21 protein-coding genes are annotated in these 25,481 nt (G+C 65.8%); 12 read left to right on the top strand and 9 right to left on the bottom strand.

Translation table 11 applies throughout. The features are described 5' to 3' along the window. Positions 1-114 precede the first annotated feature (114 nt). Positions 115-2,253 carry a helicase HerA domain-containing protein gene (locus AAFO60_RS10865; protein ID WP_347956213.1) on the top strand — a complete coding sequence of 713 codons (2,139 nt, stop codon included), beginning with the start codon at positions 115-117 and terminating at the stop codon, positions 2,251-2,253. A 32-nt stretch (positions 2,254-2,285) separates the two neighbouring features. Here AAFO60_RS10865 and AAFO60_RS10860 read toward each other — a convergent pair whose 3' ends face one another. Next, positions 2,286-2,900, bottom strand: a complete 615-nt coding sequence (locus tag AAFO60_RS10860; protein WP_347956212.1) for a hypothetical protein — start codon at positions 2,898-2,900, stop codon at positions 2,286-2,288. Positions 2,901-3,125: 225 nt separating this feature from the next. Between AAFO60_RS10860 and AAFO60_RS10855 the strand changes: the two genes are divergently transcribed. Both AAFO60_RS10855 and AAFO60_RS10850 read left to right on the top strand, forming a co-directional pair. After that, entirely contained in the window at positions 3,126-3,452 is a 327-nt protein-coding gene (locus AAFO60_RS10855; protein ID WP_347956211.1) for a hypothetical protein, read from the top strand. Positions 3,453-3,545: 93 nt separating this feature from the next. Continuing rightward, positions 3,546-3,950 (top strand): hypothetical protein, encoded by a 405-nt coding sequence (locus tag AAFO60_RS10850; protein ID WP_347956210.1) that lies wholly within the window; start codon positions 3,546-3,548, stop codon positions 3,948-3,950. A gap of 271 nt (positions 3,951-4,221) precedes the next feature. Here the strand turns inward: AAFO60_RS10850 and AAFO60_RS10845 are convergent, their stop codons facing one another. Further along, positions 4,222-4,614: a hypothetical protein gene (locus AAFO60_RS10845; protein WP_347956209.1), complete on the bottom strand. Its 393-nt coding sequence runs from the start codon at positions 4,612-4,614 to the stop codon at positions 4,222-4,224. 157 nt (positions 4,615-4,771) lie between these two features. Further along, a complete protein-coding gene (locus tag AAFO60_RS10840) occupies positions 4,772-5,809 on the bottom strand; it encodes a hypothetical protein (RefSeq protein WP_347956208.1) in 1,038 nt (345 codons plus the stop codon). 220 nt (positions 5,810-6,029) lie between these two features. Here AAFO60_RS10840 and AAFO60_RS10835 point away from each other — a divergent pair, with 220 nt between their 5' ends. The 3 genes from AAFO60_RS10835 (at position 6,030) to AAFO60_RS10825 (ending at position 10,347) form a co-directional block, all read left to right on the top strand. After that, positions 6,030-7,370 (top strand): metallophosphoesterase family protein, encoded by a 1,341-nt coding sequence (locus tag AAFO60_RS10835; RefSeq protein WP_347956207.1) that lies wholly within the window; start codon positions 6,030-6,032, stop codon positions 7,368-7,370. 3 nt (positions 7,371-7,373) lie between these two features. Continuing rightward, positions 7,374-7,958: a hypothetical protein gene (locus AAFO60_RS10830; protein ID WP_347956206.1), complete on the top strand. Its 585-nt coding sequence runs from the start codon at positions 7,374-7,376 to the stop codon at positions 7,956-7,958. 67 nt (positions 7,959-8,025) lie between these two features. Continuing rightward, on the top strand, positions 8,026-10,347 hold the full coding sequence (locus AAFO60_RS10825; RefSeq protein ID WP_347956205.1) for an AAA family ATPase: 2,322 nt from the start codon (positions 8,026-8,028) through the stop codon (positions 10,345-10,347). Between the two features lie 207 nt (positions 10,348-10,554). Here the strand turns inward: AAFO60_RS10825 and AAFO60_RS10820 are convergent, their stop codons facing one another. After that, positions 10,555-11,727, bottom strand: a complete 1,173-nt coding sequence (locus tag AAFO60_RS10820) for an AAA family ATPase (RefSeq protein WP_347956204.1) — start codon at positions 11,725-11,727, stop codon at positions 10,555-10,557. Positions 11,728-11,797: 70 nt separating this feature from the next. On the opposite strand from AAFO60_RS10820, the gene AAFO60_RS10815 reads away from it, so the two are divergent. From AAFO60_RS10815 to AAFO60_RS10795, 5 genes are all read left to right on the top strand, one after another. Further along, the gene (locus tag AAFO60_RS10815) at positions 11,798-13,432 is read left to right on the top strand and encodes a hypothetical protein (RefSeq protein WP_347956203.1); all 1,635 of its coding nucleotides are present in this window, start codon (positions 11,798-11,800) and stop codon (positions 13,430-13,432) included. Between the two features lie 90 nt (positions 13,433-13,522). Further along, entirely contained in the window at positions 13,523-14,509 is a 987-nt protein-coding gene (locus tag AAFO60_RS10810) for a hypothetical protein (RefSeq protein WP_347956202.1), read from the top strand. Between the two features lie 104 nt (positions 14,510-14,613). After that, complete coding sequence (locus AAFO60_RS10805) at positions 14,614-17,181, top strand: hypothetical protein (protein ID WP_347956201.1); 2,568 nt, start codon at positions 14,614-14,616, stop codon at positions 17,179-17,181. A gap of 16 nt (positions 17,182-17,197) precedes the next feature. Then, complete coding sequence (locus AAFO60_RS10800; protein WP_347956200.1) at positions 17,198-18,328, top strand: hypothetical protein; 1,131 nt, start codon at positions 17,198-17,200, stop codon at positions 18,326-18,328. Positions 18,329-18,338: 10 nt separating this feature from the next. Continuing rightward, entirely contained in the window at positions 18,339-18,878 is a 540-nt protein-coding gene (locus tag AAFO60_RS10795; protein WP_347956199.1) for a hypothetical protein, read from the top strand. Positions 18,879-18,953: 75 nt separating this feature from the next. Here the strand turns inward: AAFO60_RS10795 and AAFO60_RS10790 are convergent, their stop codons facing one another. From AAFO60_RS10790 to AAFO60_RS10775, 4 genes are read right to left on the bottom strand one after another with little or no spacing between them, the layout of a single operon-like run. Next, on the bottom strand, positions 18,954-19,757 hold the full coding sequence (locus AAFO60_RS10790; RefSeq protein ID WP_347956198.1) for a metal-dependent hydrolase: 804 nt from the start codon (positions 19,755-19,757) through the stop codon (positions 18,954-18,956). Positions 19,758-19,777: 20 nt separating this feature from the next. After that, on the bottom strand, positions 19,778-20,041 hold the full coding sequence (locus AAFO60_RS10785; RefSeq protein WP_347956197.1) for a hypothetical protein: 264 nt from the start codon (positions 20,039-20,041) through the stop codon (positions 19,778-19,780). After that, positions 20,038-20,853, bottom strand: coding sequence for a hypothetical protein (locus tag AAFO60_RS10780; RefSeq protein WP_347956196.1), 816 nt, complete (start codon positions 20,851-20,853; stop codon positions 20,038-20,040). The genes AAFO60_RS10785 and AAFO60_RS10780 overlap by 4 nt, the downstream gene beginning before the upstream one ends. 26 nt (positions 20,854-20,879) lie before the next feature. Continuing rightward, complete coding sequence (locus AAFO60_RS10775) at positions 20,880-23,498, bottom strand: FtsK/SpoIIIE domain-containing protein (protein WP_347956195.1); 2,619 nt, start codon at positions 23,496-23,498, stop codon at positions 20,880-20,882. Positions 23,499-23,850: 352 nt separating this feature from the next. Between AAFO60_RS10775 and AAFO60_RS10770 the strand changes: the two genes are divergently transcribed. Then, on the top strand, positions 23,851-24,729 hold the full coding sequence (locus AAFO60_RS10770; protein ID WP_347956194.1) for an alpha/beta fold hydrolase: 879 nt from the start codon (positions 23,851-23,853) through the stop codon (positions 24,727-24,729). A gap of 117 nt (positions 24,730-24,846) precedes the next feature. Here AAFO60_RS10770 and AAFO60_RS10765 read toward each other — a convergent pair whose 3' ends face one another. Next, positions 24,847-25,371, bottom strand: coding sequence for a single-stranded DNA-binding protein (locus AAFO60_RS10765; RefSeq protein WP_347956193.1), 525 nt, complete (start codon positions 25,369-25,371; stop codon positions 24,847-24,849). Positions 25,372-25,481: the final 110 nt, after the last annotated feature.

Genomic DNA, 25,481 nt, shown 5'->3' with positions numbered 1-25,481 from the left:
GCGGTGCGCACCCGATCGGTACCGCGAACTCGGACACCAGCGCTCTACGTTGTCCTCTGACACCGAGCAGTGACACTGCTGCCCGACACCAACCCTGCGAAGGAGCATCGCCGCGTGAGTACCTCACTGGATGTCGCGACAGTCGCGACCCAATCGACCTGCGACCGGCTGGAGCTGATCTTGAAGCGTGACGCCGCCAGCCAGCCCCTGCTGGGCGCGATGCTGGCGATCGAGGTCGACTTCGATGACGGTGACACCGAAGTCGCCCTCGGTGCAGTCACCGCGATCGAAACGGTCAACCCGCTGATGGATGCGCGCGGAGCGATGGCCTCCCATCTCGCTGTCGACTCCGCGACATCGATCCGCGCCAGTCAAGACAATCGGCGGGTCATCGTGAAGGTGGAGGCAGTGTTCCGTGGACACGGCGCGCAGTGGCGGCGGTGGTCGACGACTCTGTCGAACTCTCCGGCCACGGGAACCTCGGTGCGGGTGCTGGACCAGGAGCTCGCGGACGCCCTGATGAGCGATGCCCATGACGCCGGATATCTCGGTACGCTGCGCGGGCCGGGATCGGTTCTGGTGCCGATGACGTTGCCGCACTACGCGACCGACCGCGGAGCGGTACATATTGGCCTGTTCGGGCAGAGCGGATCTGGCAAGAGCGCGTTTGCGTCGTACTTCGTATCGACGATGATGCGGCACGAGAAGATGGCCTTCCTGGTCGCGGATCCGCAGGGGCAATGGAGCCGCGAGCACGGGCTGCCGATCTCCCTGCAGGGTGTTGCCAGCGCGCTCGGCCGCCAAGTGATCGTCGCGCGCATCTCGCAGTCCCTCCGGCTGCAGAAGGACGCGCCCCTATTCCTGCGACTCCTGCAGGAGGCCGGGTTCTTCCGGCTGTTGGCGTTCGGCGCCAGCGCCGAAGAGAACATGGCGGCCGCCCGCGCCACGTTCGCCGACGCCCTCTCCCGCACCGGAGAGGTCGAAGCCGCATGTCACACGGGGGACTGGACCGAGGTGGCGTCCGCTGATCTGCTGGCCTACCTGCTCGATGTCCTGCACACGATCCTGCCGACCGGCACCGTGTACGCCGGCCGCGAGCAGCAGGAGCGCGTCGCCGCCACCATCTACCGCCCCGAGTTCGACTCCCGCGGCGAACCCCTCGAGCAACGACTCGCCGACCGGCTCCCCGCAGGAGCCCTCGACAAGGACGGTGAGCACAAATTCGACCAGCTGCTGGAAGTGTTCGCCGCCCTGCACCAGCTGTGGGGTCCGTTCAACCCCGCCGGGCTCGCCGAAATCGCCGACGGCACCGCACCCGAAGACCTCGACAAGTCCTACCGCCGCACCCCGGCCTGGGGCGTACTGACCACGGCCCTGCGGCCACCGGAGAACTCCCCCGCACCGCTGGTGATCCTGGACCTGTCGGCAGACGTCGCAGCAGGGACCAAGGCGGCCGAGATCCTCGACTCGAAGTCGGTGAAGGCCCGAATCATGCGTCAGATCGTCGGGACGATCAAGCGGGTGGGGCAGAGCGAGTTCTCCGCCGGGCGGACCCTGAACGCTCTGTGGCTGACCGATGAGGCGTGGGAGTGGGCCGGACCGGTCGATTCCCGCACGCAGTCCGACGCCCAGATCGAGTTGTCGAACGAGTTCGCGGCCGCCGCACGCGACGTCCGCAAGTTCGGCATCGGGATGGGTTTCATCACCCAGTCGATCACCTCGATCCGCGACGACATCTGGCGGCAGCTCGGCGTGGTGTTCGTCGGCTACGGACTGCACGATCAGGCAGACGTCAAGAAACTCGCGGGGAAGATCTCCGATGCCCACGTCGCCCTGTACCGGGCCACTCCGCCACCGGCAGCAACCGGACGCTACGTGTGGACGTGCATCGGAGGACAGATCACCGGTCTGAGCTTGGGAACCAACCCCGTATTCCTTGAAGTGTTCACCGATCCGGCACTCTGGCTGCAGCACAACGAGCAGTGGATCACCGAACTACGGGCCCGCTACCTGCATTGCCTGCCCGACGGCGACCGCGGAGGACGACTGACCGCCATCCCCGGGCGCCCTGTGAGCGGCGACCGGTCGGTCCGCAGCCACACGTCTCTGCTGGACGTGCGGGAAGCGCCGACCAGCGCGTCGGTGATGGCTGCGTTCACCCGCCCCCGCACGCCCGGGCACGTGGCACCTGCTGGCCCCGGCAAGTCCGGACGATGGGCGACCGCCGCCGCCGACGGAGAGCCGCCCTTCTAGTCAGGGACAACCCTCCGCCCGGCAACGCGCCGTTAGGACTTCATGATCGGAAGCGCACCGATCAGGATCGGCGACGGGGCACGCCACTGCACGGCCGGTTCGTCGCTGGTCGACGGGGACAGCTTGTCGAACAGCTCGATGCGGTCAATGGTGACCGAGTCCTGGAGCTTGGGGTTCGCGAACGCGATCACTCCCTCGGCGTGGTGATCGATCGGGGCATTGCCCAGCGCGTTCGGCAGGTCGCTCGGAGTCCTGGAGTAGTACTCGCTGGACCCGGTCACCAGCCGCCAGCTCGTGTACAGCGGCTTAAGCTGGCCGGACTGGATGTCAATCACCACATCAAATACCAGCAGGTCGGTCTTGCCGTTGCTGGTGACTGTCCGCCGGGGCTCGTTCTTGACCTGGATCCGTGCAGTGAATCCCTCGCCCTGGACGGTCTGCACCGACCCCAGCTGGCCATCGGTCGATACAGGCTCGGTGCCTGGCTGGGTTGGCGCAGTGCCACCTTGCGTCGGAACCGGCTGCATCGAAGAGACCGACGAAGACGCCGTCGAAGCATCCTGCGAGTCGGTGGACATCGACGAGCCACTCGAGCACGCCGCGGTCGCCACCAGGGCAGCCGAGAGCACTGCTACGGCACCAGCCATGCGAACAGAATGAGAGAACAAGAGATAGTCCTTCCTGGTCCGGGGCGGACCACTGTCCGCTGTCACCCATCCTGCCCCGCCGACTTCCCGGGCGGCGGCCGATAGTTCATCCGTGCCTCGCAATCGACTGGATCGCAAGCACTTTCACCCACGCCGTCAACCAGCAGGGCTGCAGGAAACAGTCTCCCTACACTGACTGAAACCGATCCAGCACAGGAGATTTTCATGGCACAGCCGATCATGGTCATCAGCTTCGACGACACCGAGCGCGCAACCCTCGGCGCGGACGGGAAGGGCCGCAGCGACGCCGCTGGTGAACTGAGCAAGTCGATCAGCAAGATGATCAAGGAAGTCTTCAACGATGCCCGCGCGCTCGCCGGCACCTACCCGAACGAGCAGAGCCTCACGGACATGCAGACCCGACTAGACAACATCCGAGCCATCGTCAAGATCGTTCCCTCCGCTGATGGCGCCCAGGACCTCAACGACGCCGTCGACAGCATCAGCGGCGTCATCGAGTCCGCCCGTCGCGCCCTGCAGACCATGAACTAGACTCCCCCCGCAACCATCCCTCCCATTTCCGCCCTGCCCCGCGAGCATCTGCTCCAGGCGGGGCGGATACGCACACTTCTAGACAGGCCCAGCGTGGACGACCCCCACCGGTATGCGGAGATGCTCCGAATCGTCACCGACGTCGAAGCCCTCCCTGCCAGTCAACAGATGCAGTTCGTGGAGATCTCCCAGCAGACCAGCAAAGCCAGGACCGCCGCCGAGCGCGCTTTGTCGCGCTGGCAGGCTGCGACCGAGTGGAGTCAGCAGTCGCTGATCGCGCGGTTCCCTCGCGCTGGCGGCTATCTGGAGGAAATCACCGCGGCACAGCGCCCGACGGCGCTGCCGTTCGTCGCGCGAACCGCTGTCGTGGACGCCCTGCAGTGCATCCTCATCAGTGGTCTGACGCCGCCACCTCCGGCAGGGATCGTCGAGATCATGTGCGAGCCCGTCGCAGATCTTCTCTACGGGGGTCGGATCGGCACCGCTGCCCACAACTGATATCCCCGGCGAAGAGGGGGATGACGCAGCCGAACCCGTCGACAACAGCGATTGCTGCGCCTGTTCCCCGCACAGCACCGCATAGGACTGTTGGTACGGTTCCTCTCCTCACCGCGAACGGCACGTGTTCCATACGGCGAGGTGAGTAGCTACCTCTCGGTCTCGCGCCGTTATCTGTAGTTGTTCGGCGGTGTGTACGACTGCGTACGACAACGCTCCGATCTCCGTATAGACGTCGTGCACAGTCTTGTCTGGAACGGTGACCCGACGGTCACGATGTCTCCACGCCCTCGTTGGTCACGAGCCGTAAACCGGGACCAGGAGCCTCGGCGGTCACGACGTCGTTCTGCCACGCCCACGCGTAGATTTCGTCCCACGTCTCGGTCGGCAGCCACTTCGGAAGCGTGCGGCCGTTGCGATAGTCAATGCGAAGCACGGACCGGACCCATCTTCGCTGTGGTGTAGCTGCCCCGATGACGATCCTCTCGACGTCCGCCGTCCACTGCGATCGCGGCCCCATCCGGGTCCCGGCGTCCTTACGTCCCTCTGCGACCTCGTACACGGCAAGCACAAACAGCAGCGCATCTCCCGAAAGATCAGGCGTGTTCAGGAGATCGCGGGTTCGTCGATCGCGACTCATGATGCGCGCCAGATCAGTACTCACGTTGCCTCCTTGGTGCGCATGTGCATCACGTCGCCCACCTGACCAAACAACCAGTTCTGCTCATCGAAGTTACGGATAAGGTGACAATGCCGAGGACGATCAGTCCGATACCGATCCTCTGGCCGTGCGTGAGGCATACTTCCTGCTCAGGGGGAGGTCAGCGGTGCGCGAAGCGTGAGAGTGCTTCACTGCGATGACTGACAAGGGTGGTGCGCCGCACTCTACTCGACAGGGGGGTGGGGCCACTGAATATCGTCGTGTGTGAGCGATCTGCGAGGTCGAGGATTCGGTCGTGGTCGACGTTACGGCGGATCGCGGTGAGGTCGCGTGCGTACTGCTCACGATGAGCCGCTGCGGCCATGGCGGCTGCTGCTTGCGAGTCCGCAGCCGCAAGACTGCGACGTCGCTGCGCCCACGGGCTGGGGGCGTACTTCCCTTCGGGGGCGAAGCCGAGGATGTGGGCGAGCTCGGCGACCTTCTCCCACTTGGTGTCAAGAACTTGCTTCAATCGGTTCTTCGTGACCAGCCCGTCGGTCAGGCCTGTGCGCAACAGAGCGATCTCGTCCGTGTAGGACAAGACGATGCGGCCGTCGGCCGAAGCGGTTGGCTTCGCGTCGAGGTAGGACTGCGTAACGACGGTGTCGGTGCGGCGCTCGTCCAGTGCGATGCGGACGGCGTAGGGGTCGTGCGCGCCGACGGGCTCAAGGTCGGCCGGCACCCAGTCCGTGCGCGGATCGTGGCGCACGCCTGTGAGCTCCAGCTCGACGTCGAGAGTGAACTGGTCGAGGTCGCGTCGGCGGGGAATGTGGTGGACGGCGTCAGCGGGGAGCCCTTCGGCGTCGAAGGCGACTGCGCCGCGGACCTCGGTCTGAGGCCGCTGTCCGGCGAACAGTTGCTCGGTGGTCTCCCTCTGGCACTGCTGGAGGAAGGGGCAGCGTTCGCAGGCGCCGACGGCCCGTTTGGCGGCGCGGGCAAACCGTGCTGTCGCGGAGGCCTCGTCGGCGACAGCGTCCAAGGTGATGTACCCATCGTCGGTTCCGACGAGTGGGTTTGCGTCGGCTTCGACAGGAGCGGGTTCGGGCAGGTCGAAGAGCGCGGGGGTGCGTTCACATTCGCGCACCGGGGTGGTTGGTGTAGGCCGAACGGTTCGAACGGCAGGGCGGTATGCCCGATTCAAGACTGCAGCGGCGACCACGATGATTCCTCTGTGTAATTGGTCTTGATAGACCGATCCCACGAGAGAACAAGCGCAAACGTAGAGCGGGTCTATCAATGTGTAGCTTCGAAAGTGAGGCCATGGTATCGCACCCGCGTCTGCGTGGACAGCCGAACGCGCCGGGGACTGTACAGGCAGGGTCTGACACCCAGTGGCGGCTGTGCCGCGCCAGCCGGAAACCGGTCCAGACAATAGGTCCATGACCACGAACACCGTCTTCTCTCTCGGCTTCTACGGCTGCGCCCATCTCGGGTACCGCATGTCGGGGATGGCCCGTCAGCATCCCAGCGGCCTGAACATCCGCGAAGTTGACGGCTACGCCGCCTACGAGCAGGTCATGGCCGGGATGATCGCTGCCGGCGTCGATGTCATCGTCGACGGCGGCGACACCTTCCACACGCACACACCCACGCCCCGCTCAATCGACGAGGCCCTGCGCATCGACGACCTGCGCGTCGCCGCGGAGATCGAACGAATCACGAACTCCGGCAACCACGATGCGGCGTCGTCCACGCAGGTGTCGGCAGTGGCGTCAGTACATCGACCGACGCTGGGGTCGCGGGCGGTGTTCCCCCGCCAGGAGCGCAACGGCGACGACGCGGTCGGTCCCTGGCCGGGCCTTTACGAGGTGCACCAGCCGAACCCCGACCTGCCGCTGTATCTGCATGTGGTGTCGCACTACGGGCTGAATCCGCGACTCGCCGACCGCGGCATCGACATCGATCCCCAACCGGTGCCGGACGCGGTCAACATCCTCGTCGCGCACGGCATCTTCTCCGCCGACGACCGGCTCTTCGGTGCCGACGACCGCCACGGAGCAACCCGCATCATCCCGTCAGAATGGGTCGATCGAGGCTTCAGCGCATCGATCCTGTCGGACTATCACACGCCGGGCCCGATCCCCGGGTTCGGGCCGGACGACCGCAAGGCCGGTCAGGTGTGGATGACCGGGTCGGTGATCGGCCGCGGATTCTCCGACGACATCTGCACACGCGGCTGGCTGCTGGTGGAGCTCGGCGAAGACGGCTACGTCACTGTGACACTCAAGCCGGTGTGGATGCGTCCGCAACGCGACTTCGAACCCATCGACTGCACCGGATCCAGCGTCGCCGACATCAACGAGCTCGTGCACCGACGCCTCGCCGAGCAGGATTGGTGGGACGACCAGTCTGCCGAGATCACCGGAGACGGCGGCTGGATCCTGCGCCAGCAACTCATCGGCGCCACCCCCACACAGCGACACGGCGTACGGGCTCTCGCCGGGGAGTGGTCTGCGGCCGCCGGCCAAGCCGCCTACTGGGGCGTGAGCTTCGCCGGCAACGCGCTGCGCGATGCCGTCGACGGCGGCGAGCACCCAGACCGGAAGATCGGCCGTAACTCCGGAGGCCGCGCCTTCAGCTACATCGACGACTTCACCTCCAGACGAGACCATGGGCGAGTCGCGGCCGTCATTGCCGGCGCCAGCAACGAGGTCCGGGAGGCGGCGCTGTCGAAGGTGACCGCTACGCTCACCGATCTGCAGACAACGACCGGAAGCTGACCTGTGAGCATCTCCTTAACCGCCCATGACATCCTCGACCTCCTCGACGATCCCGCCCAGATCGTGGCGGCCGAGGGCACTGTATGGATCACCACCGACCGGCAGACTCGCGCGCAAGCCGCCCAGTACGCGCGGATACTCGCCGTCTACGAACAGCAGGTCACCGACCTTCTCAGCCTGATCCGACTCCCGAGATCGGCGCTGGTGTACCGCGGCGACCATCTGCTGGGCCTGACTGCGCCAGTCGCTGTAGCCAGAACCGGCGCCCCACCCGGGTGGTTCCTGTCAGGAAAGGACCTGCTGAAGCCAACCGTTCGGAGCGGCCCGGTCGGCAGGGAAGCAGCCCAGGCGTTCAATGCGGCCGAGTACCGTCCCGAGGCCGCCGAGTTCATTGACGGGATCCGTCCGCCGGCGGACGGCACTCTGCTCGCCGGCCCCGGCGCCATCGCGTACGTTTCCGACGACGAGAACGCCGCGGCCAGCAGCCTCTGGGAACGCGTCCCCGACCTGCTGTGGACACAGGTCCGCAGCTTCGCTGAGGAGGACCTCACCGACCTCGGAATGCCGCAACCTGGCGAGCACCCCTGATTCGATCACCATGCGTGAGCCACGGGTTCACGCTCCGCCGCCCTCGTTTTCCGTGAAGGACCATCTCATGCGACTACTGACCGCTCACCTGGAGAACTTCCGGTCCACCGAACAGCTGGACCTCGACTTCCGTGCCGACGGAGTGCACGCGTTGGTCGGGCCTCCCGGCTCCGGGAAGTCCTCCGTGTTCGCCGGACTCGTGTTCTCGATGTACGGAGATCCCGGACCAGATCAGGAGATGCTGGACCTGCGGTATGACCGTGCCGAACCGAAGTCCTTGGTGGTCGCCGACTACACGTGGTCGCATGAGGGCACCACGTACCGGACACGCCGGTGTCTGCGCCGAGCCAAGCGCGGCGGACAGGACAAGGAGATCTCGTCGGCGCAGATGTGGCGCGACGGCGTGGAGATCGAGAACATGACTCCGACGCTGATGACCGGTGAGGTCACCAAGATCCTGGGAATGGGGGAGCGAGGACTGACCGGATCGAGCCTCATCCGGCAGGGCGAAGTCGCGATCCTGACGACTGCACCACCCACAGAAGTGCAGAAGCTCGTCGAGGAGCACACCGGTGTCAGCAAGCTGACCAAGGCCCGCGACACTGCCCGCAAGGCCGCCAACGACGCCCGGAAAATCTCCGACGCGCTGCCCGGCTCCCACCCCGACGTCGCCGACGCTGAAGACGCTGCAGACACCGCGACCGCTGATGCCGAGGAACTGCAGAAGGCCGCCGATCTGGCGCGTGCCAAGTCCGATCGCGCCGTCGACAACTGGCGAGACGCCCACACCATCGCCACCGACCTGCAGCAGCGCGCGATCACCGCCCAATCCTCGAGGGAGGCTGTTGTGGCCGCCCGCGCCGGCGTCTCCGCCGCCACCAACAGCGTGGATGCGGCCACCGCCGCGCTCGCTGAGATTGGGCTGACCCCCTCGACCAGCCTTGATGACGTCGATACGCAGCTGCGCGCACTCGACACCCAACGCGGCACGATCGCCGACCTGGGGAATGCGCTGCTGACGGCCCGCCGGACCGCTGAGGCCGCACACACGGATGCGCAGACCGCGCGGGAAGCGGCCTCGGCTGCCGAAGCCAGCCGCCCGAACGTGGAGTCGCAGGTCACCGAACTGGCCGAAAAGTACGAGACAGTGGTCGCCGAAGGGCAGCAGGCACGGGCTGCGCAAACCGCCGCCACCACCGAAGTCGCGCGACTAGGGAAGTCGTTGGACACCCTCGCATCGGCGGCCGCGCATTGCCCGACCTGCCAGCAGACCCTCGCCGACACCGCCGGACTCATGGCTGATCTGACCGACCAGCAGTCGGAGGCATCGGCGCGTGCCGCCGAGCACGGTCGAACCATCGACGAGCTGACCGGTCAGGCTCGCACCCTGACCGCGACGATCAAGAAGCTCCGCAGCGAGCTCGACCAGGCTGACCGGGTCGCAGCGGCCGCCGACGGCGCCGCGCACCGCGACCGACAGGCGCAGGAGCACCTTGCTGAGCAGCTCGCTGCCGCCGCTGCCCTCGTCGAGGACACCGACGGCAGCATTGAGGAGGTCCTGGCGGGTCTGCGGGCAGCCAAGGCATCAATCGATGCACGGCTGACGACCGCGGGCGAACAGCGTGCCGCGATCCGAGCCGTGCATGCCGCGGGCGAGCAGTTGCGGAAGGTGACCGCCGAGCTGGAGACAGCGACGGTCGCTGTCGTCGACGCACCCGATCCCGAGGTTGTCGCCGAAGCGTTGAGTGAGGCCGGCCGACTGCGGGGGACTGCTGACTCGTTGACTGCAGAGACAGCGTCGGCGACGACTGCGGCGCAAGCAGCGCAGATGGGGGCCTCACAACTGCGGTCCGCCGCGCAGGTGGCAGCTAACCAGTGGGCGCGCAAGCAGAAGGCTGTGCAGGACGCCGAGGTGTTGGCGACGGTATCGCAGCTGCTCGGCGCCTACCGGGAGGATCTGATCGGGGACTTCTGCGCGGGCATTTCCGCGGCCGCTACTGAGCTGCTGGCCCGATTCGGTGGCGAGCATGTCGCGTTCCGACTTGAATCGGATTTCGTTCCTCGGGTGGAGCTCGCGGACGGGCGGCTCCGGAAGACGTCGGCGCTCTCCGGCGGCGAGAAAGCTCGCGTGGGGTTGGCGTTCCGGTTGGGAATCTCGATGCAGATCACCGAGGGCGGTCTGCCGTCGCAGTTGGTGGGCGATGAGATCACCAGCTACCTCGACGAGGATGGCCGCCGCGGAGTGCTGGAAGTGATTCGGGAGTTGTTCTCCAGCCCGATCCTGGTGTCGCACACCAATGAGATCCTCGATCACGCTGCGCAGGTCCACCAGTTGTGGCGCTCTCCGCTAGGGACGACGCAGTCCGTGGACGTCGAGCTGGCGTCCTGAGATCGGCGCAGTCCCGTACAGGCGTCGGAGGGCTCACCTACACTGGCGAGCGATAGGGAAGTGGCCTCTGGCGGTGCATTACTGATCCCCTTGGGATGTGCTGGGAGGCCGCGATCCTCATCCCTGGCCATGTGTGGGCCGGCAAGGTGCGGCGCCGGAACGCTGCGGGTCTTTGCTGTGGACCCTCGTTCCGGCGCCGACACTCGTTTACGGGGACACCGCCACCAGCGGACTGATCTGTGTGGACAGGATGTTCGCGGCTTCCTGCCCGAAGTCCTCTGCCTGATCGACAGGGCATTTGGACAGGAGAGCTGCGGCCGCGAAGTCGACACCGAACACCGTTTCCACGCTCGCCGCCGACACTAGTTCCCGCTGCGATGGCACCCAGAGGGTGTGGTCCTGCTCTTCGAGCGCCCGTTGCTGACGTGCTTGGGCGAGGGCGAGGAGGGTCGGCGGCACGTGGTCGGCGACAGCATCGAAGTTGACGGGGACTTGGATGATCAGGTCTGTGCGGCTCAGGATCGGGTCGGACAGGCCATACCCGATCCCAGGGTTGACTGTGGTTATCACGCTGAACCCCTGTGCGGCGTGAACGATTTGCTCGTTAGGGCGGTCGATGACCGTCACACGGCGGCTGTCATCCATGACCGAGTGCAGCATGGCCTGAACGCCAGGTGGCATCCACATCGCATCGTCGATGAGCAGTGGCAGACCGCGGGTCATCGCCTGCAGGAGCGGGCCGTCGACCCAGTCGTATTGCCCGGCCGAACCGGGGACTGGAAGCAGCGCTCCGACAACGTCCTCACGGGCCATGCCCTCGTAGCAGTTCATCATGATGATGCGGTCACCGAACGCGGCGACGGTCGCCGACGTCTTCCCGGTTCCCGGCGGTCCGATGAGCGCCGCATGCAGGCCGGCGCGGTTCGCGGCGATCAGCATCGACGCGTCACCGACGTCGTTGACCAGCCGCGGCTGGTATCGCCGGCCATCAACCAACGTCATGGGCGTAGGGGCGGCACCGCTACGCCCTACAGCGAGCGGCATACTCCGCCGCGCGAACTCTTCGGCACTGCCCTGGATGCCCTTGCCCTGGTAGACCTCGTTGATGAAGGCCTTCACGCACTGTTCCCAGTCTCCGGATTCGACGTCGACGTCGACGAGGACCGGCGGACTCGACTGCGATGCCCGATTGGCGTGGAGGGCATCGATCAGCTCCGCGAGCTGCCGTTGTTTGGTCCGCGACAGCCGCCAGTCAGGGGAGCGGTGCGCCCGCGACGCCAACCCTTGGCGGGAGTCCAGGGTGTACCCGTCCTCAGTCACCGCAGACATCTGCGCATCGGCGAACTCGCCATCGGCATAGACGAACCCGTACAGGAGCATCCCCTGGTGGCCTCTCACTCGGAAACTACTGACCTACATTTGCCGAGCAGTCTAAGGATGAGGTTTCCAAGTGAAGACGACGTTTCAGCGCGCCACCACGGCCGCCGCCGCACTCGCCGCTGAACTGTTCCCCCACACCCAGTACCCCGTACCGGCCGTGGTGGTCGGCGCCCGACCGGGGGCCGGTGTCATCGTCCCGGACCGGTACCGCCTGCCTGATGCGGCGCTACGACAGGACATCGGCACCTACACAGGCAAACTGCGTGCAGCGCCCTTCGTGGCGGCCACCGTCGCGGTCAGTACTGCGGCCGCCGCACCCAGCGTCATCGACCTCAGCGCCGAGGCCACCGACGACCACATCCAGGTGGCCCAGCACCTGCGTGCACTCCACATCGGGTTCCAACTGAGAACGACGGGCATCGAGGAGGCCGGCACTCTCACGGCGGTCGCCGACACCCTGTGGCGACCCGAACGGACCACCGGCCCAGTCACCGCCGCGTTGGCGGTGTGGGAGCTCCTTCCCCGCGTCGATGCCGCGATGCTGCCACCATCGGTCACCAGCGACATCAGGGACCTGTTGGGCGAGCACCTGCCGATCGCTTCCCTCGCCGAATTTCAGCGACTGTGGCGGGCCGCACTGACCGGACACCCCACCCCGACTACGGTGCCGACCGCACTGGACTGGCTGACGTTGGCAGCCCAATGGATAGACCTGCACCACCAGACGTTCCCCGACGTCCCCCTACCCGGCCTCGGAACCGACGGCATACTCCAGTGGCCAGAGAACCCCACTCGAGACCCTCTCGGAAGGCACCTGTCAGCGTCACTGTTGGCGGCGGCAAAGACCGCCAAGGACCGGGCCGCGAGGCTGTCCACACTCATTCCCGACGCCGCACCGGCCGTAGGTGTCGGCCACGCCGCCGCCGGCGGTGAGATCGGCGCCGGCGGCCCGATGACATCCGGTCGCCGACTGGTGTCCTGGCGGGAACCCACCGAACGCGATCTCAAGAACCGGCGGACCTTCATGCAGGGTCTGGTCGTTGCCGGCCACCGGGTGCCATCGATGGCACCGACGCCGATCTCCTATCCGGCAGGGCGGTTGAACACCCGCCAACTGGTAGCGCGGTCAGCCCAGTGGGCTGCAGGGCTCCCGGTCACGGCGAAACCGTGGACGGCGATGCGGTCAGTTCCGCGGACGAGTACGCGTCTTCGGTTGGCGGTCATCGTCGATGCGTCGGCGACCATGCAGCGGTGGGCCCAGACGGCTGCCCCGTTGGGGTGGGCGGCCGCGCACGCTGTCGCCGAAATCGGTGGGCAGCACACCCTGTGGGGGTTCGGCGGGGATGCGTTCCCGATCGTCCCCTCCGGTGTCGCGCCGAGAAAGGTGCCGGTCGTTCTCGATCCGGGTTCCGGGTCGGCGGGAGCGGGCGCGGCGATCCGGTCATCGACCGCAGAGCTGACCGGTGACGGCGTCGGCCTGATCGTTGTGGTCACCGATGGTGCACTTCCTGACGAGACGGACGTGCAGGATGCCGTCGATGACGCCGTCCGGGCCGGATTCACGGTGGTGTGGGCGATGCCCGACAGCGGGGAGGACCGGGTCCGTCCACGGCAGGCGCACGTCCTGGAGCGGCAAACGCCGGACAAAGTCGCGGCCACCATCTCCGAGACGGCGTTTGCGCTGCTCACCGGCATGAACAAATAGCTGGTCCCACAGCTGTCCAGGGGTGGGGAAACGCGGTTCCTATCCTCAGATCACCCATTCGAAGCCACCTGGAAGGTCCAGTGATGTTCCGTGACCGTGATTGATTCCGAGCAGGCGCGGCAGATCCCCCCGCACCTGTGCGCTCCGCCGATGTGCACCACGGATGCGAAGAAGACTGGAGTCGGCGCCGCCCACGGTCGAGTGCTGCCGCTGGTCGGCAACACGCGCCCATACTTGTATGACGTGACAATCGTGGGCACCGATGACCGGATCTACGCGGACCGGCTCACCGACGTCCTCGGCGTTCTGATCGGCGAGCAGTACTTCGCCCTCGCAGAGCAGATCGACGCACTCGGCGTCCGGGACACCACCGATGACGGGGCGTCCGCCAGCGTCGGTGACCTGTTCCCGCCGGAGATCGCCGCCGCCGCCGAACCTGACGAGGACGAGCCGACTCCGTTCGACTCGCCCGAACGAATCCGTGCACATCAGGAGTTGCAGAACCTGCTGTACGAGATGGCACTGCTGAGAACTGCGTTCGCGGCCCGCATCCGGATCACATTGCAGCAGGCGATCAACGCCGACGCCGTCGCCTCCGGGCTGTGGGATCAGCTCACTGACTTCGAGAAGGAGGAGCTGACGGTGTCCGCAACCGAGGGCGGCGGCTTCCCGATCGGCATCCCCGCCGAAGTTCCGGTCGTGATCAACGCCGAGACCGCACCGCAGACCGTGCTGATGGTGCGCCCCGAGTGGCGGGCTGAGACCCGACTGGTGATCAACACCGGCGACTACAACCCGTGGACAGATGCGCCGACCATCGAAACGATCCGACAGGCAACCGACGCCGACGGCGAAGTCTTCGACTACCCGACCGATGAGAACGTCGTGTCGCTAACGATCGACACCGAAGAAGAACTGATCGACAGCCTGGTCCAGGCGGGGTTCCTCACGTGCGAGACACGGCCGGCATACCAGCTCTCTGATCTGTACACCGAGTTCACCGATGACCCTGTCGCGCAACCGTTCCTGCGTCGCAATCAGGAATCCGACCCATCATCAGCGCAGGTCAATGCCTGACAGCAGGCGTGCGCGCCTGTGATGATCTAAGACACCATTCGAAGCCACACAGACACTAGGAGACCCCAGTGGTTTGCCGCGAAAATCCTCAACGGTCTGCAGTCATGGGCCTGATCAAGAAGATGTCGGTCGCCAACGGTGACGGCGTCTTCCACGACGCCGAAGTCCAATCGTCGATCCACGAACTCGGACACGAGCTCGAAGGCATGACGCCGATGACCAAAGAGCAGCAGATCGAGCATCTCAACCAGATCATTGCCCAAGTCGAAGCTCTCCCGGATCTCACCGACGAAGAGAAGTACCGCCCCTACAGTGGCCGCGCAGGACAGACCGGAATTATTACCCGCTTCCGCGCAGAGCAAGAGGCACTTAGGACCGGCAAAGACCGTCATGGGCGACCGATCGAAGGCACTGCCCGCGAGAACAAACCTCATCAGCTGGCCGCGACGCTACGACTCGGACAGATCCTCGAGAGCCGGCAGCCCGCCAAGATGAACTTCCTGGAGATGAACGCCCGTCACCGGGGCATCCCAATGGCGCAGGCCAAGTCCGAGTGGAATGCCCTGATGAAGCGGACCGGCGACTTCTCCAACATCTCGCTGACCGACACGTTCCGCGAGAACATCGGCGCCGGCGGACCACAAGGCGAAGGCGACACCCGACCGGTGTCGCTGCAGCAGAGTTTGGCGATGGCCGGTGTCACCTCCCGCGACCAGGACGAGATCGGCCAGTCGGGGCGGGCTCGGGCAGCGATGGCCGAAATGGAGCAGCGGCGGCTGTCCGCGCTCGCGGGGCAGCCAAACAAGTCTGCGATGGGCGACGAGTTCTGCACGACACGCACCTTCCAGGACGCCAGCAACAAGAAGAACCTCCTCAAGTGCGGCCAGTGCGGCCAGTTCGGTCACGAAGAACCCGACTGCCCGAACGAAGTGCTGGTCGCCCAACGAGACGCCCTCGCCGAACGCAGCAGCAAGCTCGATCTGATGCGAGACGCACAAAGGTGGCAGTCCGTCATCAACACCGACGACGCAAAACTCGAAGCGGTCCTCGATCGCCTGTACCCCGGACATTCCCTCGCCTCCCTGCGCGAACTCGGGTCGGCACGCATCAACGAACTGTGCCCCGACGGGGTTCCCACCGAACGGCAGATCGCCCGCGAGGAGAAGGACATCAACGCCGAGAGCGCCGCACTACGCGCCGAGTTCGACAAGGCTGGTGGCAGCGCCTCGTGGATCCGAGAGGCTCGCTACAACCCGTCCAACGGGGTCCTGCAGATTACCCCGCAGCCGTACACCCGCAAGGACGGCACCGTCACCCCGCCGACGCCGTTCCGGCGCCGGATCTCCCCGCAGACGTGGGAGGAACTGACTGACGGCACCGACAGCTTCGGAAAGCGTGTCCACGCACTCGGTCTGGCACCCCAGAAGTTGGATGAGGTGTACAAGTTCGAGAACGCAGCGGATGCAATCGCCGCAGGCACCATGACTCAATGCCCGACCTGCGGGCAGTTCGCGTCGATGAACAGTGCCCACCGCTGCCCGGTCGTCGGTGGCCCCTCAGAGAAGGTCCCCGCCCGCAACGCCGCCAACAACGCCGCCTACCGCCAAGTTCTCCGTGAGGTTCCCGGGGCAATGCCTCCTCGACCCCGCACCCTGAAGACTGGTCTGGCGCGCGCCGGCAGCAAGCAGCTGCACTACCTCGATGCCGACGGAAACCACGCTGAGGGACGCATCCAGATGGCGACGGTCGCCGCGGTCAAAGCCGAGACGGCGACCAACTCCACCCTCGCCCAGGTCGGTGTGACCGCGGACCTCCCGGACGCGAACGTGACCGGCCACGTTCGGCTGTGGTCCGAAGACGGTCAGCGGTACATGTCGCCGTTCGACGACGGCGGCCGCTCAACTCTCAAGTGCAGTTGCGCTCAGTACGCCCGCAATCACTCCTGCCACCACGTGGCCGTCGTCGCATCAAACACCGGGCGCCACTACGAGGCCGCCAACGGCTCCCAGCGTCGCCCTGACGCCAACCCCGAAGCCGTCCGCGGTGTCTCCCTCGATGCGCCGCTGACCGCGAGCAGTCGCGTCGACTTCGCGACCCTGGCCCGGCGACGCGGGGAACGCAACGGCGAGTTCCTGGCGGCCGTCGAACAACGCAGCTTCGCCACCACCCTGATGCGGTCACCGGTCAGCATGCCCGCCCGCAACGCAGACAATCAGCCGATCGACGAACCCACAACGTGGACCCGCCACCACGACGCGACGCGCTCTGACGGCACCACCGCCACCCAAGTCCGCGATGTCGATCTGACCGACACCAAGGCCGTGCAGTATCGACTCCGCAAGGTCCTGTCCGGTCGCGGTGCCCGCCGCTCCTACTCGGTCCTCGCCGACGCCAACGGCGGCATCACCGTCGGCATCCAACGGTCGGCGCGCGGCAAGAAGACGATCGCCACGCAGCAGCGTGACCTGAAGCAACTGCTAGGCCTTCCGGCGAACGCCAACGTGGAGCACGGCTACTACGTGCCGCCTACCGGATCAGCTCGTCACGAGGTCCTGGACCGGGCCTACGGCGACGAGCAGCGCGTTCAGCAGTCCCGCTGGCTGGTGAACCCGACCTCCTCCGACATCGCCGCCGGCCGCCGTCAGCGGCTCGCCGCCGAGCACAAGTTCTGACCAGTAGAGGAACCCGATGACCATCACAGATCCCGGTACGGCGATCGACGACGCCGACGCGGCCATCGACGCCGACCTGGCGGAGATGGCGCTGGTCGATCAGGCACCCGCCGCCACTGACGGCGAAGTCGTCGACATCGCGTCGACACCGTGCACCGCGGAGGAGGCGCGCGCACTGATCGGGAAGGCCGTCACTGCCGCCAACGACTTCTACGAAGCCGTCGGCGAGCTGCTATCCCGCAAGGGGCACGTGGCGCTCGGCTACGACTCTCCGCGCCAGATGCTTTCCCGTGAGCTCGCGGGGATGCTGCACAACCCGCGGACGGGGAAGCCGTTGTCCGACACGCATCTGCGGCGGATGACGCGGGTGGCGTGGCTGGCGTGGTCGATCGCGCAATCGACGGGCATCGACATGTCGCAGCTGCACATCACCGAACGGCAGGTGCGGTCGATCTCGGCGGCGTCGGCTGGCGCCGATGACACCGACTTGATCGAGGACATCAAGGACCGGCTCACCGAGCTCGACCCGAAGGGCCCCGACCAGGTCAACGACATCATCGGTGATGCGTTGGAGAGCTTCGAGGAACGTGCTGCCCGGAAGGAGCAGCAGCAGGCCGGTCCCCCAGATCGCGACGACGACGTCGATGATGGGTCGACGCGGCCGTCCGGCGGCACCTCGGACGGGGGAAGCGCACGAGAGGGGCAGGCTTCACGCCCCCGTGCTGACAGCGTCGAGGATGAGGACGACCTCGACGACGGTATCGACGACATCCCCGCCGAGGCGCCACCGTCGGCGCCACCGGCTCCAAAGCCGTCGGTGACGTCGATCTTCGACACCGCTATGCCCGAGGGCGCTACCGAAGTCTCTGATTTCGACGTCAGCAGTGCGCTGGTGCATATGCGAACGGCCGCTGATGTGCGTCGGGCGATGCACGATGCTGTCCGCATCCTCGAGCTGCTGCCGGCGATCGCCAAGATCGAGAAGACCGTGCCGCACGTCATCGACGCCGTCGACGACGATGACCTCGACGCGATCCGGAAGGAACTGACCGGCACGGAAGCGGCCACCAAGTGGGCCACGAAGACACTGGCAGTGATCGCCGAAGCGCTCGAAGAAGTCGACACCCGCATCGACGAAGCCGTCTAGCTCAGGAGACATGACCATGCCCCACCCCCTCACCCGATCGGCGGTCCTGACCGTCGCAGCTGCCGCCGCAGTCATCGGCGTCAGCAGCTGCAGCACCGCCTCCGCAGAGCAACCGGCCAGCGTGGCGTGGAGTCATGCGCCGCACGAGTACCAGGAGGCCATCGACTCCGCGGTCGGCAAGCACGGCTGCAACGGCATCACCCGCGACATCATCGCCGCCCAGATGTACACCGGCTCCCGTTTCAAGGCCGTCGAGTCCCCGTCGGGGGCACGCGGCCCAGCGCAACTGTTCCCGTCCCAGTGGGATCGTTACGCGCCCATCCTGAAGGCCACCGACATCAACAGCCCCACCGACGCCTCGAACGTTCTCGTCGCGGTCAACTGCGACAACGTTCAGGAGTTGCGGTCCGCCGGCATCGACCCGAACCTGAACAATGTGATGGAGGCCTACGTCGCTGGCCCCCGCGCGGTGATCAACCCGATCCCGCAGCACTACAAGGACATCCGCGCCAACGTCGAACCGCTGTTGGCCGCTGCACGTCCTGCCTGACCACTCCGCATCACCCCGGAGAGGACTGTGGCCGCCCACCTGATCGGTGGGCGGCCACAGTTGCCTTCTCGGGCGCTACGGTGCTGCCGTGGTCAACGCGGGCGGCCAGGGCGCACCAAGAATCGACGGGTCGAACACGGTCGCATACGTCAGCCACACCGTGAGGACGGTGAACACCCCGAGCAGGACCTTGTCGGCGACGCCGTTGGCCTTGATCCGCAGGAACCCGGGCGGGCAGATGTCCCACCACCTTTTCCCGTTGATCGACACCAGTCCGCCGAGCATCGGCACCCCCGACTTGGTGAGCGCATCCCCAAGCAGGTGCGCAATCACCCCGACAGTGACCGCCATCCCCAATGCCCACGCACTGGCCATCTGCGGCTGCCACGCGCCGACCGCGAACGCCGCCCCGGCCGAGACCGCGGTGATCGCCAGCCAATCGGACTTCGATGACCATTCCGGGAACAGGCCGCGGACCGCGAGCCCTAGCATCAAGAACAGCACAATCAGCGCCGGCACCTTCCCGAACATCGCCACCAGCACCCCGACGAGAAGGCCCGCGAGGATCGCGAACCAGATCGTGTGTGTGGCTGTCCGGTGCCCGTTGTGCAGGTCCCGATCCCGATCCGACCGCGACACCTCATAGACGGCCAAGGCGGCGTTCTCGGTGATGTGCGCAGCCCCCACCGACAGGAACCCGAAGGTGCGGGCGATGGTCGCCTGCGGTGAGTCCAGGTCCGGCAGGAGTGCGGCGCCGGCGGTCACCGCGGCGAACGTCATCGCGCCCACCGCGGTCGACGGCCCTCCGATCGATGCGGGGATCACCGCGGCCATCCCCAACCCGAGGGCAGCACCGGACATCGAGTGAGTCGGTCCCATCACCATGGGTGATCAGCCCCTCACGCCGCGCACGCCGGTAGGGTGCACACGATCTGCCGGGAACCGTCGACGGCGCCGAGGCTGAAGTTCTGCGGCTGCGGCGTCTGCGTCTCGTACTTCGCCTTCTGCTTCTCCCATTCCTCCTTGGCGGGCTCGACCTTGTTGTTCCAGGCCTTGTCCCACAGGTCACGGACGCCTTGTGGAACGGGCAGGGACCCGTACGCCGCCCAGAACAGGATGCCGAGGACGATGACCACCGCCCCTACGAGGCTTCCTAGTCTCATGTCAGTTGTTCTCCTTGCTTAGTGGTGGCGAGATGGTGGCGGAGGCTTACTTCCGCCGCACGATCGATGAACGGCACCTGCACGTCAGCGATCGCGCCGGATGCGGTGAACCAGCCTCGGCCGAGACCGGTGCCCGGCGCACGGTGGGGGAGTTCGACGGTGCCGAACAGGATTCGGGCGTTGTAGTCGGTGTCCGTATCGGGTCGTAGGAGCAGTCGGGCGGTCAGCATTTCCCGCGTCGTCGCATCCAGGCATACCGAGTTCGCCTGCAGTGCGGTCACCGCGACGTGAACGCCGACGGCGGCGCCTGTCCGGAGGATCTCGCGAAGGTCTTCAACCATCCGGGAGGCGCCCTTCATGTGGCTGATCTCGGGGTCGGCTTCGATGACCAGAACCAGTCGCCGCCTAGGGTCGGTGGTGTTCTGTTCGCGGAGCCGACGGCGCACGACGGCGAGGCAGTCCGTGACGACGGCCCGAAGATCCTCCCGGCCGGTGTAGCGGATGCCGATGTCAGTCACCGACTGCGGCAACTCCGCGTGTGGCGAATTGACGATCATGTCGATCAGGTCGTGGTTGGCGGCCGCCTGGTACGCCAGCGTGGTCACGAGGGTGCTCTTGCCGCTTCCCGGTGACCCAACGGCCAGCAGGTGCCCGTCGGCTGCAAGATCCCATTCGGCAGTACCGCCGTCTGCGGTGCGCGCGAGGATGAAGCGGTTGTCGCAGACTCGGTGGATCCAGTCCTGACCGCGGTCAGTCGCCAAGGAAGGGAACGGAAGTGGGCCGATCGTGTCCAACTGAGCGAGTGTCGTCATGTGTAGCTCCTCCTCTATCGGTCGGGTCAGGCTGATTCGTAGGTGTTTTCGTCGGTGTCCCAGGGCGGGTCGTCCCACAGCTCTTCGCCGGCACCGAACGGGGAGTCCTGGCTGTTGGGGGTGTCGTCGGTGAGTTCGTCGTCGACGAGGTACTTATCGCCAGCATCAGCAGGGAAGTCGGCCGGGACCAACCTCTGTTCCGAATCCGTCTTGCGTCGTGCAGTTTCCGATCCCTCGACTGTGACCCAGCGCGGCTCCATGCCACCCGATGCGTTCGGTTCGTGAATCTGAACGTATCCTTCTGCTTTCAGCTTTTCTCGAATCAGATCGCGAGTTCCTCGCAGTTTCACACTTGGATCCCAGGGGCACAGCTCATCGGCGTTCGGCAGGTAAGGGATCTGAACAACCTGGTAATCAGCACCTGATGTGTAGGCCCAGCCGCGGCCCTTCGGGGTTCGCTTACTGGGGAATCGTGTGCCGTGGTTAGAGTCAAGAATCTGCTCTGACGTAGGCCCGTTAACCCTTCCCACACACAATCTGAAACCAAGATTCTCTTTTAGCTGCGTCGACAGCCGATTCTTGTCTGGCTTCTGTGCGGCCGTTAGGACGTTTATCTCGAGTGCGCGAGCAAGCTGCCCGATACCTTCCATCTGAGTTCGGGCGCGCCCTTTCAGCTCCTCTAGTTCACTGTCGTCAGACTTCATCCACCAGTTCGCGATCTCGTCGAAGATCATGATCAAACGTTTCGGGGCGGGACCGTCTTCAGCTTCATACTCGGGGTGTTCCTTGTAGAGTCTTCGCAGGTATCGCATGTTTCGAGTTCCTGGGTATTTCTGCAGCAGCCCCTGGCGGCGGTCCATTTCCGAGGCGAGATAATCGATCGCATCGACGATCTCCGTAGCTCCTGCCGCAAACTCGACGACGTTCGGAAACTCAGGAGTCCAGGTGAAGTCACTTCGCTTGGGGTCACAGATCACCAGATCCACCATGTCGTGACACCACATGCTGAGGAAGATCACCTCATCGAGCGTGACGCTCTTTCCCTGACCCGTTTTTCCGCCGATGAGGCCGTGCGGATCTTCATTGAGGTTCCATACGAAGGTCCCTCCCCCCTTCTGCTCCCCAATGACAATCTTCCCTTCCCGGAACAGGCGGATGTACTCGTCAAACTCCGGGGTGCCGGGCCCTGGGAACGAGAAAGCTTGCGGAAGTGGTGGAACAGCCTTGATTTCCACGTACCCTTCTGGCGTATTCCACTCGTAATGCCAGTCATTCGCGTCGTCGATGCTGTCCCAGTGATCCTGGAACTGATCACGAGTGTCGGACTTCGTAACATCAACGGTCCCGAAGTGGACTCGCGCCTTCTGTGGAAGTGCCGTCCCCACCGCACTGAGGTCCGGCTGCCATTCAAGAACTTCGGTCGTGACGGCATTGCGGCTGGTTCCGAACTTGGAGTCCACAACATTCCGAAACCGAGTAAGCGCTACTCGACGGAGAGCGCGGGGGTCGTCTTTAGCTACTAGCGTGATGTCGAGTTCAGTGGTCGCCCCGTGATGCCATTCGAGTAGGGAACGCGCTTCAGGCCAGCGATTGACGACGGCCGCATCGAACCCGTCCTCGATCTGATCCTTCTTCCGTGGATCGTCCAGAGCAAGAGTTCCGAACGAGACGTGAAGATGCCGGGGGAGAGCTTGTTCTGGGCCAACCCATTCGACGACTTCGAGGATGACGGGGTCTTTCCCGCGTGCGGGGGAGAGTGCGTTGATGTCGTCGGACATGCGCCGTTGTGTGCGTTTGCGTTGCGCTTCGAGGCTGTCCCTGTCGGTGTGGTCGACCGACAGCATGGAGGCGCTGGCGTCCCAGGTGAACAGCCATTCGCCGGGGACGGGGATTGCGCGTTCAGTGAGGCGTTCGACCTTGTCGCGGAGAGCGAGGTCCGTGAGGTCTCGGTCGGCGCAGCGGACGCTGATTCCGGTGGGGTATTCGACGGTTTCGCCGGTGGCGGATTCGGCTTGTGCCCAGTCTTTGACTTCGACGGCCCAGCCGGTTGCTGCGGCGGCGGTCATGCGGACGGCGAAGTTCTGTGCGACGAGTGCGGTGATCCGGCGTTCGTAGAGTTTACGGACCAGTCGGGGATCGGTGTGGTCGACGGCGGTGGCGGTGAGGGTCGACTTGTTCCAGGTGAACAGCCATTCGCCGCCCTGTTTGCTTTTGCTGTGGGGGAGGCCTTCGATGATGACTTCGAAGCCGCCGCGCAGCAGTGGGGCGACGGCGGCCGGGGATGCGGAGTTGAGGGTGACGCTGAACTGTTCGGGGAGTGCGCCAGCACCCCACCGGATCTTCTTGATGTGGTTGCTCGGGACCGCGGGGCGGGTGGCGGTTCCGGACGGCCACTTCGCTGCGGGTGCAAGGGATTCGAAGATGCCGGCGACCTGAGTGCGGCGGCGGCGCTGGACGTAGGCGGACCGGAGCAGGGTGATGAGGAACCAGCCGCCGGTGACGGCGGCGATGGTCAGGGTGAAGCCGGAAGCGTAGATGATGACGCCGATGACGGCCAGGAACATCCAGTTGAGCAGCGTGGGGGTGATCGGGCCGGCGAGCTTCTGCCTGTCCTGGATGAAGGTCAGGGTGAACCAGTCGCTCATGAGTTGCTGAAAGTGTCGTCCGGCGGCCGCGCGGGCGCGCTGGGCAGTCGGGGATGAACGACGTCGTGCTGACACCTGCGGACTCCCTGGGTGTGTGGCTTCGAATGATGCCGCTGAGTCTATGGACCACCTTTCCTGAATCGCCTTGCCGCGTTTTCGCATGTGGGGGGAGGGGACTGGAGCGTCAGATTCGGCGGTATCTGCCTGTCGTCAGGCCGGGGAGTGGTCGTTCATCTGATCTGGGTTCGCCTGGTGCCGGGGGGAGGTCGTGTGCCGCGGCTCGGGAATGTCGGGTGCGACGCTGTGCCCATCACATCGAAATGTGATCCACGTCTCTTGGAAGGGTTTCGCGATGAAGATCAAGGTCCCCACCGCAGATGGGACAACATTGGCCGCTTCTATCAGCGGACCGGACACTGCCGGCCTGACGGTCGTGCTCGCGCACGGGTTCTGCATGAACTCGAGCAGCTGGGCGCGGACCCGGCGGACGCTGGCCGCGGCGTGCCCGGACGTGCAGGTCGTCACCTACGACCACCGCGGACACGGCCACTCGGCCGACGGCCCCCGCCACTCTCACACGGTGGAGACCCTCGCCGATGACCTCGCTGCCGTCATCGACGCAGTCGCCGGGGATGGCCCGCTGATCCTCGGTGGGCATTCGCTGGGCGCCATGACGATCCTCGCGTGCCTGCGCCGTCACCCGCACCTCGTCAGCCAGGTCCGCGGAACCGCCCTGGTGGCGACCGCTTCGAGCTGCATCGCCGACCACGGCGGCATCGCACGACTGCTACCGAAGCCGATCGGACACGCCCTGCCCGGCGTCGCGCAGCGGCTGCCGTGCCTGTTCAACTCGGTGTGGGGTCTGGTGCGGACTGCGATGTCGCCAGCGCTGGGGAACTGCGGAACGCTGCGGCGCCCCTCGTCGATGGTGCTCGCCGAGCTGCTGTCATCGCTGCTGGACCTCGACGAGTCATCGTCCCTGCATCGGCTGGCGGGCATCCCCACCGTGGTGGTGGCAGGCGCACAGGACTTCATCACGCCAGTCGCGCACGCCGAAGCGATCGCAGCAGGCGTACCCCGCTCATCACTCCGCGTCGTTCCCCATGCCGGCCACAACCTGGTTCTGACCGACCCTGAGATCGTTGCCCGCGAGCTCATCGAGCTCGTGACTGCCGCCATGGTCTCGGCGGCTGATGCTGCCCCGGTGCGGCTCGCGGCTGCTGGAAGCTGACTACCGGAGCTCACGCGCGAACGTGCAGTTGGGGACTGGATTCGACTTCTTCTGATCGTGGATACGCCGATGGCGGGCACCGAACGCGGTGCCCGCCATCGGCGTTTCGGGGTCGGGTCAGAACGGGGGTTCGTCGTCGCCTGCGCCGAAGCCGCCGCCCGCTGCCGGGGCGCTGCCCCACGGGTCGTCGGCCGGAGGGCGCGACTGCTGCTGGCTGCCGCCGCCCTGCTGGCTGCCCTGCCCGCCGCCGCTGTACTGCTGGCCGCCCTGACCCCGGCTGGGGGTGCGGGTGACCTTCGCAGTCGCGTACCGCAGCGACGGCCCGATCTCGTCGACCTCGAGTTCGACGACGGTGCGCTTCTCACCCTCGCGGGTCTCGAAGGACCGCTGCTTGAGCTTGCCCTGCGCGATCACACGCGAGCCCTTCTGCAGGCTCTCGGTGACGTTCTCCGCGGCGTCGCGCCAGATGCTGCACCGCAGGAACAGGCCCTCACCGTCCTTCCACTCGTTGGTCTGCCGGTCGAAGGTGCGCGGGGTAGACGCAATCGTGAAGTTCGCGACCGGAGCCCCGGAGGCGGTGAAGCGGAGTTCAGGGTCGGCAGTCAGGTTGCCGATGACGGTGATGACGGTTTCGCCAGCCATGGTGATGTCTCTTTCGTGTTGGTCGCCGCGTAGGTGTGCGGCTGCGGTGGCTGAGTGTTCGAGCGGCTGCACCGGGTGGTGAGGTGCTCGTTTGCGGCCAGTGTGGCCTG

The organism is Gordonia aichiensis (assembly GCF_039946255.1).
Lineage (GTDB): Bacteria > Actinomycetota > Actinomycetes > Mycobacteriales > Mycobacteriaceae > Gordonia > Gordonia aichiensis_A.
Note: the sequence above shows the minus strand (reverse complement) of the source record. Positions and strands in the feature narration are given on the sequence as shown.